At 57.9% G+C, this 10,888-nt stretch carries 8 protein-coding genes; 1 reads left to right on the top strand and 7 read right to left on the bottom strand.

What is annotated here, in order from left to right; genetic code table 11:
• The first annotated feature begins 198 nt into the window (after nucleotides 1–198).
• Entirely contained in the window at nucleotides 199–636 is a 438-nt protein-coding gene (gene tnpA / locus U9R25_00130; GenBank protein ID MEA3334285.1) for an IS200/IS605 family transposase, read from the top strand.
• 327 nt (nucleotides 637–963) lie between these two features.
• On the opposite strand, the gene U9R25_00125 is transcribed toward tnpA, so the two are convergent.
• The 7 genes from U9R25_00125 to U9R25_00095 form a co-directional block, all read right to left on the bottom strand.
• Entirely contained in the window at nucleotides 964–1,407 is a 444-nt protein-coding gene (locus U9R25_00125; protein MEA3334284.1) for a PIN domain-containing protein, read from the bottom strand.
• On the bottom strand, nucleotides 1,391–1,669 hold the full coding sequence (locus tag U9R25_00120; protein ID MEA3334283.1) for an AbrB/MazE/SpoVT family DNA-binding domain-containing protein: 279 nt from the start codon (nucleotides 1,667–1,669) through the stop codon (nucleotides 1,391–1,393). Before U9R25_00120 ends, U9R25_00125 begins: the two co-directional genes overlap by 17 nt.
• A gap of 150 nt (nucleotides 1,670–1,819) precedes the next feature.
• The gene (locus U9R25_00115; GenBank protein ID MEA3334282.1) at nucleotides 1,820–3,409 is read right to left on the bottom strand and encodes a phosphodiester glycosidase family protein; all 1,590 of its coding nucleotides are present in this window, start codon (nucleotides 3,407–3,409) and stop codon (nucleotides 1,820–1,822) included.
• A complete protein-coding gene (locus U9R25_00110; protein ID MEA3334281.1) occupies nucleotides 3,382–5,544 on the bottom strand; it encodes an NTP transferase domain-containing protein in 2,163 nt (720 codons plus the stop codon). The genes U9R25_00115 and U9R25_00110 overlap by 28 nt, the downstream gene beginning before the upstream one ends.
• Nucleotide 5,545: 1 nt before the next feature.
• On the bottom strand, nucleotides 5,546–6,394 hold the full coding sequence (locus U9R25_00105; protein MEA3334280.1) for a carbohydrate ABC transporter permease: 849 nt from the start codon (nucleotides 6,392–6,394) through the stop codon (nucleotides 5,546–5,548).
• A 73-nt stretch (nucleotides 6,395–6,467) separates the two neighbouring features.
• Complete coding sequence (locus tag U9R25_00100; protein MEA3334279.1) at nucleotides 6,468–7,343, bottom strand: sugar ABC transporter permease; 876 nt, start codon at nucleotides 7,341–7,343, stop codon at nucleotides 6,468–6,470.
• 589 nt (nucleotides 7,344–7,932) lie between these two features.
• Nucleotides 7,933–10,557 carry a sugar ABC transporter substrate-binding protein gene (locus tag U9R25_00095; GenBank protein ID MEA3334278.1) on the bottom strand — a complete coding sequence of 875 codons (2,625 nt, stop codon included), beginning with the start codon at nucleotides 10,555–10,557 and terminating at the stop codon, nucleotides 7,933–7,935.
• Nucleotides 10,558–10,888 lie beyond the last annotated feature (331 nt).

The raw sequence follows: 10,888 nt of genomic DNA, 5'->3' as shown, positions 1-10,888 counted from the left end.
CAGTGGACGGCCTGCGCCGTCCTGGTTTCTGGCATGGAGCCGGTCGACGCAGGTCGACCGCTGGGGCGAAGCACCTGAAAAGTCCGAGTTTACTCGGCGAGAAGCAGAGGCAGCACCAAATAAAGTCGGGCTCGATGGGCCTACGGCCAGTGGACGACCTGCGCCGTCCTTCACTCTATCAAGGTTTGAGGTCATCCAATGAGAAGGAATAAAGTCGAACTCTATGTGCATCTGGTGTGGGCAACATGGGATAGATTGCCGCTGATAATGCCTGAAATGGAACGAGCCTTGTACCGCAGCATCGGTGATGTTGCCCAGTCAATGGGCTGCCGAGTGCTGGCAATCAACGGAATATCTGACCATGTACATGTGTTGCTGCGCATTCCTCCCACGCTTTCGATTTCGAAATTGGTGCAACAACTCAAAGGCGTCTCCTCTCATTTTGTCAATAACCGCCTCCATCTCGAATATCGTTTCAAATGGATGGGCTATTATGGCGCTTTTAGTGTAAGCCGATGGGATGTCTCCAAGATTATGGGCTACATCAACAACCAGAAAACTCATCATGGAATAGATGACCTCCTGGCAGAGCTGGAAGATTCCTTCGAGTACCGCGACAACCCACCGGGAGAATGATGACTTGTTCGGTGTCTGGTCGGCGGAGGCCGACCACTGGGGCGCAGCACCTGAAAAGTCCGAGTTCACTCGGCTCTGCTGCTGGGCTCTGTGAGCCTGCGGCCAAACGACCGACACGGTGTCTGGTCGGCGGAGGCCGACCACTGGGGCGCAGCACCTGAAAAGTCCGAGTTCACTCGGCGAGATGCCGCCCTGCGCCGCGAGTTGATCGATCATGGCAAATCAGGTGCGACGGCCTTGCGAAAGACGTCACACCTCCGGACGACCGAAAAGAGACAGCACAGCCTTTGAAGCCATCCACTGGGAACGAATAATCGCTGCTACCAGTCAAAGCGAAGCCAAACGATCGCGCACGCGCAGGAGCAGTTCCCCCGGACGCAGGACAGCCACAGATGGATGGCCGGGCTGGAAATGCCGCACGTTGAACGTGACAAGCCAATCACACTGTTCCCTGACAGCCACCATCAGAATTGGCAAATCCTTCGGATCAGCCAGTCCTGTGAAATCACGAAGATCATCATGGGAGGGATCGGGCACGACTCGCAGGCATCGTGTCACGAGATGATGGAACGCCGGCATGGCCTGGGGGATCTTCTCCACCAGGTTGCGCCCGACCTCGGTAACCACCTGTTCCGAGGCCACCGCATCGAGTAGCGTGATCTCCGCCATACGCAGGACAACCAGGCTCGCACCGTGTTCACTGGGAGCAGCAGCCCCCGCGAAGAGCACGTCAGCATCGACAAAGACGCTAGGCCTAGGTGCCCTGCTCATTCCCATACTTCTCCGCGTAGTAGCGGGCACGCTGCTCCCGCAGGCCGGCGAGCATCTCATCGACGCTGAGTCCCATTTCCAGGCGCGCTTCTTCGATCTCGCGAGCCAGTTCCGGCACCATCGGAACCATCGGTGTCAAGACAAATATGCCGTCCAGATCAACCAGCCTGAACGAATCACCGGAACGGATCCCATATTTTTGGCGCAGCTCAGCCGGCAAAGTCACAGTCCCCCGCTGACGGACCTGAATAGTCACATCCATGAAACACTCCAATTTCAGAATTTCTGCCGGTGCAGATTTCCTGAATTATATCCTGGATCCCTTTAAAAAGCAAGTGGGCGGTGCCTCACGAAGGATGTGAGCTCCGCGGCATTGGGTTCGATAGGGCTGGCTCGTATGCAGAGGAAAGGATTACGCAACCACGCCGATCGAGGGAACCATGCGCTCGTAATGCACCGACTGCAAGCCCAGCCGATTGCCGGGGACGGTGGTTAAGCCGCCCAGGTAAAAGAGCTGACTGGAGCCGCCGCCATCCATGTTGACGGCGTCCACCGCGCCCATTTCCTGCAGGAACTCGGCCAACTCCACCAGTGTGGCTCCGGCGCTATCCAATTCGGGGTGTTTGACACCCCTGGTCTCGGCCCCCATCATCACTCCCACCAGCAAGCTTCCCCCGGCATCGATACCCACACCCACGCGTCCCGCCCGGGTTAGGTCCACATCGTCAGGATAATCAGAGGGCACGACTCCCAACTCCAGCGCGCCATCCGGCCCGCGCCTGTCGATCCAGAAATCTTCGTCGGCGAGACTGTGAGTGCTGAGGGCAATGTCGCCACCCTGCAAGAGCCGTGGCCCCACCTGAATAGCCTGGCGAATGCCGCGGTATTCTTCCTCCCGCCATCCGTACTCGACCCGACCTGTTTGCAGAGCCGCCAATAACGGTGGGGTGAGTGCATCCCGGTCGAAGGACAGAATAAAGCCGTTTTGCGGGATTTCGAGGCCGCCGCCCTGTTTGTAGCCGAGCACTTGCCGGTCGATGATGGTGAATTCGTGGCGGTGGGCGGCAGGAGGCGTGAATCCAATCACCCGATTCTGCTCGGAAATGGCCCAGCGGCGGGTGTAGAGGGTGACGGGAGCGGGTCGGTCCACGACAAAAGCTGGGGATGACGACCCCAGTTGGAGTGCAATATCCTCCATCCCGAACATGGCGATGCACCAGGAGCCATCGTTTCGCTGGTAGAGGGTGCTGCGCCGGTAAAGTGGCGGGCGTTGGATCACGCCACCGCTGATGAAAAGATTGTAGGGCTGGCCCAGGGCGGAATGGTGGCTGAGGAAGTCGTTGTGCTCCAGCAGAAAATAGGCGGTGTTGAAGGCGGCCAGCGGGTTCTCGCGCCACACCAACTCGCGCACGTAACCCAGGCGGTCCATGGGAATGAGATCCTCGGTCGGATGCACGCCTGCCAGGTCGTCGAAGGCAGGGGGCGGCTGCCCAGGCATGGCATACAGGTGCAAGCGGTTTTCCGCCGAGAGGAAATCCAGAACAGCCACTGACCGCTGCCGCCATTCAGATTCGCCGGTGGCAATGTCAACCTGCCATTGGCCCCCCTTGTAGTGCAACCAGCCACGAGCCAGTAATTGACGCAGCGTGTAGGTGATGAGCGAGTTGCTGCTGTAAAGAACCTCGCCCTCGTCGGTGGTGGCGGAGATGCCGGGGAACAGCTCAGCGGTGGAGCGATCCGGAGCCAGGCGGGACCAGAGAACGATGCGCGGACGTTCTCGACCAAACGAGAATGCTTTGACAAAGCGTAAATGGCCGATGGCGTGCACTTTTGGCGCTTGTTCCTGTTGATCGATGTCGCGCAACGACAGCCTGTCCGGCTCGAAGCGCAGGCATACGAAATCGCTGAATCCGCCCGCCGTCCACTTACGCCGTCCCTGCGTTTTTTCGATGCCAACCAGGGTAATGGCGTGCTTCAAATCTGAATAATGTCTTGAGCCCATGCCAATAGTTCATCCACCTTTTCTTCTGTATCCGCTTCCGCGAAGATGCGCAGAAGGGGTTCGGTGCCGGAAAAACGCAGTAAGAGCCAGTTGTCGTTCTCAAGGTAAAACTTGGTCCCATCCAAATGGGAGACCCGCTGGACAGGATAGCCGGCAACCTCGGTGGGACTGGTCGCAGCCAGATTTCGAGGTACATGGACCTTCATGTCGGGTGTGGCGGGCAGGTTCACTTCCCGGCTGACCAGTCGCCCGGTAATGGCATAGATATCTGACAACATGTCGGCGATGCTGCGCCCGGTGCGAGCCAGCATTTCGACGACCAGCGCGCAGGCGAAGATGCCATCCTTGCCCAAAATATGGCCCCGAATGCTGAGTCCGCCACTGCTCTCTCCGGCCAACAGCACATCGTGCGCTTTCATGCTGGCAGCCAGGTGCTTGAAGCCGACCGGCGTCTCGTAACTGGTTTCGCCGAAATGGGCCGCCAGGCGATCCAGCAGATGGGTGGTGGCGACGTTTCGGGTGAGGCCGCCCCGCTGCCCGCGCACCTGGTGGAGATAATAATAGAGCAGCAGCAACAGCTCGTTGGTGGGAATGTGAACGCCATGGCTGTCCACAATAGCAATGCGATCGGCATCGCCATCCATGGCCAAACCAAGATCGTATGGCCCCCCGCTCACTAAACTCATCAGCGTGGTGAGTGCCCTGGGGTCGGGAGCGGGAGAACGCCCGCCAAAAAGAGGATCGTGCCGCTCGTGGATGGTTGTGACGCGGCAGCGCGCTTCGGTGAGGATGGTTTGCAAGGTAACCTGTCCCACGCCGAACATGGGATCAAGCAGCACGCTCAGCCCGGCGTTTCGGATCGCCTGCATGTCGATCAGCGCCTCCACAGCATCGACATAGGCGTTAGTGTAATCCGCCCAACGCACCATGCCACTCTGCAGCGCTATTTCTAACTCGACCTTGACAACATCGGCGCTGTCCAGGGCATTGGCTTCGTTTTCGAATTGCCGTGTCTGCTCATCCAGAGGCAGTGAACCATCGCTGGCAAAAACTTTGAGTCCGTTCCATTGAGGGGGATTGTGGCTGGCGGTGAATACCAAGCCGTAGGCAAGGTTTTTTTCAGCCGTGGCATAGGTGATCAACGGCGTTGGAGCATCCTCCTTCAGCAATTGCACGGCGATGTTATTGCCTGCAAACACCTCAGCGGCGGCCCTGGCTGCCACATCACCCAGAAAGCGGCGATCGTAACCGATGAGCACGCCATCCGCTTCGCGGTTTTTTCGAACGATGTCGTTGGCCAGCGCCTGGCAGAGACGACGCACATTGTGCAGGGTGAAGCCTTCACCAATCAGCGCCCGCCACCCTCCCGTGCCAAAGCGAATAATGTTGTGCTCTTCGATACGCCGCGGCCGCAATTGTCGCTTTTTAAGAATCAGACCCGCCTGCTCCAGATCGTCCGGGGTGTTGATACCCAGGGCTTCGTCATCGTCCAACACCTGGTAGCTGGCCACAGAACAACGTTCGTGCAATAGTTGGCGGATGCAAGTGGTGAAGGGGATATCGTCCTCGGGATTGGCCCGAATAGCCTGGTGCAGCGCCGGCCACAATTCACTGCTTTCGACCATGTACGCGCCGATATTCAACTCGGCCAATTGCTCTGCCCCACCGTCGTCGCCGGCTCCGGCCAGATCGGCAATCGAGCCATCCTGGCCACGCAGGATGCGGTCGTAGGGCAGGTCACTGGCGAGGGTCGCTGTCAGGAGCGACAGCCCGGCCTGCTTCTGGCGATGACGGTTGATCAATCCCAGTATCGATGAACGGCGAAAGAGCGGCGTGTCGCCATAGAGAATGAGTAAACTGCCCGTGTAGCCTTCCAGACAGGGCTGGGCCTGCAAGATAGCATGTCCGGTGCCCAATTGCTCATCTTGTACCACGTATTGGTAGGCGTCACCGAGATGCTCTCGTATGGCGGCGTCCTCTTTGCCGATGACAATGATCAAATCATCGCTCGTCACCGCCTGGAGCGCCAGATCTACCACGTATTCGATGATGGGCCGGTCGCCCAGGGTTTCGAGTACCCAGGGTGCATGTTCACTGCGCGAGCGCGAGCCGGCAGCCAGAATGAGCGCTTTCATGCTATTTGATTCCGGTGGTGGCGATACCTTCGACGATGTAGCGTTGAGCAAAAATGTAGACGATCAGCAGGGGTAGAATAGACACGACAGCGCCGGCCAACAGCAGATTCCATTGCGCGCCATATTCGTTTTGAAAGGAAGTGAGACCGATAGTAACGGTGCGAAGGGATGACGTGGAGATATAGAGCACCGGACGCAGCAGATCGTTCCAATTGGCGATGAAGGCGATCAAAAAAAGCGTGGTCATTGCCGGCACGGAAATGGGCAGAAAAATATCCCAGTAGACGCGAAAGACAGAGGCGCCATCCAGCACGGCGGCTTCCACCAGTTCGTCGGGGACGGCGGCAAAAAATTCGCGCAACATAAAGGTGCCCAGTGTGCCTACGAGGAAGGATGGCACAATGAGTGGCAGATAGGTGTCGAGCCAGTCCAACTTTGCCATGAGCAGGAATTCGGGGATGATGATCGCCTCCACCGGGATCATGGTGGTGGCGAGCAGAATGCCAAACAGAAGAGCGCTGCCCCGGAATCTCATGCGGGCGAAGGCGAATCCGGCCAGTGAGGCGGTGAAGATCTGTCCGATCGCTGCCATGCCCGCCACGAAAGCGCTGTTGGCGGAGTAACGCAGAAAGTTGTACTTGGTAAGCACCTGTATGTAGGAATCGAACATGCCCGGCTTGAACAGCAGGTCGGGGTAGAAGGTGGGCGGGAGTGAAAAGATCGCCCCACGCGACTTAAATGTCGTGATCACCATCCACAGAAAAGGGAAAATCGTGGTCAGGGCGAAGAGTATTAGTATGGCGTAGGATAGCAAGGCGCCGAATCGACGGGAACCAAGTCTGGTGGTCATAATTGTTGTCGTAGTCTCCCGATGATCGGTTCAGGTAAGCGTCATTGATTACTGACAGTCACTGATAACCGGTCTAAAGTGCATACTCGACAAAGCGGTCCTTCATACGGAAAGAAACAAGGGTGGTGGCCGCGACAAGGATCAGCAATAGCATCGCCAATGCGGAGGCATAGCCCATGCGGCCATAGGTAAAGGCATTGAGATAGATGAAATAAGCCAGAGTGGTGGAGCTGTAATTGGGACCACCGCCGGTCATCGCGTACGTCACATCGAAGGTCTTGAAGGCATCGATAACGGTGATGACGAAGACAAAGAAAATCACGGGCGACATCAGCGGCAAGGTGATCTTGAAAAACTGGGCGCGGCGCGTGGCGCCATCCATCACGGCCGCTTCGTACAGGCTGGATGGGATGCTTTGCAGCCCTGCCAGCAGGATCAGCATCTGAAAACCCGCGTGCTTCCAGATGGCGACGATAGCCAGGGCGGGCAGAGCCCAGGCGGCATCTGCTAACCAGGCGGGTGGATCAGAGATATGCAAGAATGTCCTGAGAACGTGGTTGAGAACGCCAAAACGCGTGGCGAAAATCCAATTCCAGACCATTGCAACGGCCACCATGGCCGTGATATAGGGTAAGAAATAGAGGCCTCGAAAGAAGGCTATGCCGCGCAATTTCTGGTTGACCATGAGCGCCATGATCATGGCCAGGATCATCACACCAGGAACGAACAGCAGAGCAAAGAGCACGGTGTTTTTGGTCACCTGCCAGAATATCTCGGAACTGATCGCCTCCGCGTAGTTTGTCATGCCAACAAACTGCGGAGGCGTCTGAATATTCCATTTGCTAAAACCGGCCAACATGGCGACGAAGACCGGTCCCAGTCTAAACACCAGCAATCCCACGATCATCGGCGCCAGGAAAAGATAGGGAGTGAGTTTTCCATGTTTCATGGATAAAATCCTCAATCAGGAAACAAGTAGGCAAGTAGATAAGGAAACAAGTAGATAAGTAGACAAGTAGATAAGGAAACAAGTAGATAAGTAGACAAGTAGATAAGGAAACAAGTAGACAAGGAAACAAGTAGACAAGTAGACAAGTAGACAAGTCAGCATGATCGTTGGAGCACCGGCAATGATGAAAATGTGGATGCGGGAGTCCAGGAGTCAATGCCGCTTCCAGGTCTGACCCTCCCCCAGTCAATTCGATCGTTGGCACACCAGCAACGATGAAAATGCAGGCTGGCACGGTCGGCCCCTTACGGGATACCTGCCTCACGGTACGTCTAGCTCTCGCACCGCCTAGCTCTCGCACCGCCTGCTGGCGTGCTGACGTGCTGGCGTGCTGACGTTGCGTGGTATGCTGGTAAGACCGGCCACACCTGCACAGGGCCACAGACACAGGTGTTAACAATTGACGATTAGCCACGAACCTGACGGCGAATTGAACGAATGGGATAAAGAATTCGAGAAATTCGTGCAAATTCGTGGCTAAAGTCCTGTTCTGGCGTGCCCAGGCCAGGGCACGCCGCGTGCTCGCGTGCTATGGATAGTAACGCTGAAGCACGGTATTGGCGTGTTCCGTGGCGTTGCCGAGGGCGGTGTCCAGGTCAGTGACGCCGTTGAAGACATCGTCCAGCTGGCCTTGCAGCCCAGCGCCATCGGTGTAGCCCCGCCACTCGCCCCAACCCGGCGTGAAGGTGGTGGGGCCGGTGTTGTTGGCCCACTCCAGCAGGAAGCTCTTGTTGTCCGGCTGCTGATCAGCTTCGAGGAAGGCCGGGTCCAGGGCAACCGGCTTGTAGATAGGAATCTTGCCGCCGAAGGTCAGATCGATGGTGCGCTCAGGGCCGGTCATGAACTCGATGAAGTCCCAGGCCACATCGGGATTCTCGCAAGTAGCGGCAATCGACATGCTGTCCGGCCAGCCGTAGGCCGCGTCGCCTGTAGCTTGCGGACCACGGGGAACGGGCGCAACGCCCCAATTGAACGCATCGCCGATGTTCTCCCGGTTGCCGTTGATGTTCCAGGCACCGTCCACCCACATGGCCGCCATGCCCAGGGGAAAGACGTCCTGTTGGCGGATGCCCTCCATCTCCTTGGGTTCAGGGGCAACACCATGCTCGTGGATGAGGGAATCCAGGAAGGCCATCGCCTCGACCGCGTTGGCGTCAGGCTCGAAGCGGGTCTTGTTCCCGTTCAGAATGCGGCCGGCGTTCTGATAGACCCAGGATTCGATGTGTGCGTAGCGACCATAGTGCCAGAAACCATACTGGTCGATCAGGCCGTCGCTGTTGTCATCCTTGGTCAGGGCTTTGGCTGCAGCCAGGAACTCGTCCCAGCCCCAACCCTCGCTCGGATAATCCAGCCCCGCTTCGTCAAAGGCGTCTCTGTTGTAAAAAAGTACCGTCTCGACAAAGGCGAAGGGGAAGGCGTACATGTCGCCGCTGCTCTTGTCCCGCACCACGTCGAAGACGCCGGAGAAGTAGTCATCAGCTTCAATGCCGGCATCCACGTAGGCCTGGATGTCGTACAGCAGGCCGTCGCTGATCCACTGGTCCACGAAACCGGCGCTCATGTTGAAGACGCAGGGCAGATCGCCGGCCGCCGAAAGGGCGCTGAGCTTGGTCCAGTAGTCGGGCGTGCCCACCATTTCGAAATCCACCGTCACGTTCGGATTGGCAGCCATGTACTTGTCCACCATCTGCTGCTCTTTCTCCTCGAACGACGGATCCCACATGAAGTAACGCATCGTCACTGGTTCGTCAGATATGCCTGTTTGGGCTGGCGGAGCCGCTGCACCTGCGTCCGGGTAGTAGCGTTCGAGCACGGTATTGGCGTGTTCCGTGGCGTTGGCAAGGGCGGTGTCCAGGTCAGTGACGCCGTTGAAGACATCGTCCAGCTGGCCTTGCAGCCCAGCGCCATCGGTGTAGCCCCGCCACTCGCCCCAACCCGGCGTGAAGGTGGTGGGGCCGGTGTTGTTGGCCCACTCCAGCAGGAAGCTCTTGTTGTCCGGCTGCTGATCAGCTTCGAGGAAGGCCGGGTCCAGGGCAACCGGCTTGTAGATAGGAATCTTGCCGCCGAAGGTCAGATCGATGGTGCGCTCAGGGCCGGTCATGAACTCGATGAAGTCCCAGGCCACATCGGGATTCTCGCAAGTAGCGGCAATCGACATGCTGTCCGGCCAGCCGTAGGCCGCGTCGCCTGTAGCTTGCGGACCACGGGGAACGGGCGCAACGCCCCAATTGAACGCATCGCCGATGTTCTCCCGGTTGCCGTTGATGTTCCAGGCACCGTCCACCCACATGGCCGCCATGCCCAGGGGAAAGACGTCCTGTTGGCGGATGCCCTCCATCTCCTTGGGTTCAGGGGCAACACCATGCTCGTGGATGAGGGAATCCAGGAAGGCCATCGCCTCGACCGCGTTGGCGTCAGGCTCGAAGCGGGTCTTGTTCCCGTTCAGAATGCGGCCGGCGTTCTGATAGACCCAGGATTCGATGTGTGCGTAGCGACCATAGTGCCAGAAACCATACTGGTCGATCAGGCCGTCGCTGTTGTCATCCTTGGTCAGGGCTTTGGCTGCAGCCAGGAACTCGTCCCAGCCCCAACCCTCGCTCGGATAATCCAGCCCCGCTTCGTCAAAGGCGTCTCTGTTGTAAAAAAGTACCGTCTCGACAAAGGCGAAGGGGAAGGCGTACATGTCGCCGCTGCTCTTGTCCCGCACCACGTCGAAGACGCCGGAGAAGTAGTCATCAGCTTCAATGCCGGCATCCACGTAGGCCTGGATGTCGTACAGCAGGCCGTCGCTGATCCACTGGTCCACGAAACCGGCGCTCATGTTGAAGACGCAGGGCAGATCGCCGGCCGCCGAAAGGGCGCTGAGCTTGGTCCAATAGTCGGGCGTGCCCACCATTTCGAAATCCACCGTCACGTTCGGATTGGCAGCCATGTACTTGTCCACCATCTGCTGCTCTTTCTCCTCGAACGACGGATCCCACATGAAGTAACGCAGGGTGATTTCCTCGTCAGCGGCTGGCACTTCTGCCGCTGGGGCTTCTGTTGCGGCCGGAACCTCGGCCGGCGCCTCTGGAATGGCAGCACCGCCGCAGGCCGTCAAAACGATGGCAAGACCTGCGACGAACAATACTGATCGCAATCGAAAGGACTTCATTTCTTTCCTCCTGGCGAGTTGGGTGGTTGGGAAAATGTTTCGACAACGTTTGATCTGCGTCACACGTTAAGAGGGAGTGATTGCCGGATTGTCACCTCCTGATGGGGCATTTCATCAACAAGTAGAGAGATAGGAAGTAGACAAGTCAGCCGACACATCCAGGCCTGACGTTACCTTGTATCCTGTACTCTAAATGGCCACTCGCTCTACCTCACGGATCGGCTAGCTAGCTCACACCTCTCGGTGGCCTTACCTAGCTAGCTCACGCACCGTCTGCTGACGTCTCGCATCGCTTGCTAGCGTCACGGTACGCCTAGCTCACGCACCGCCT

It is taken from the genome of Chloroflexota bacterium (assembly GCA_034717495.1).
In the GTDB taxonomy this organism is placed as follows: domain Bacteria; phylum Chloroflexota; class Anaerolineae; order JAAEKA01; family JAAEKA01; genus JAYELL01.
The sequence above is the reverse complement of the archived record's forward strand: the minus strand, read 5'-3'. Positions and strand labels throughout refer to the sequence as shown.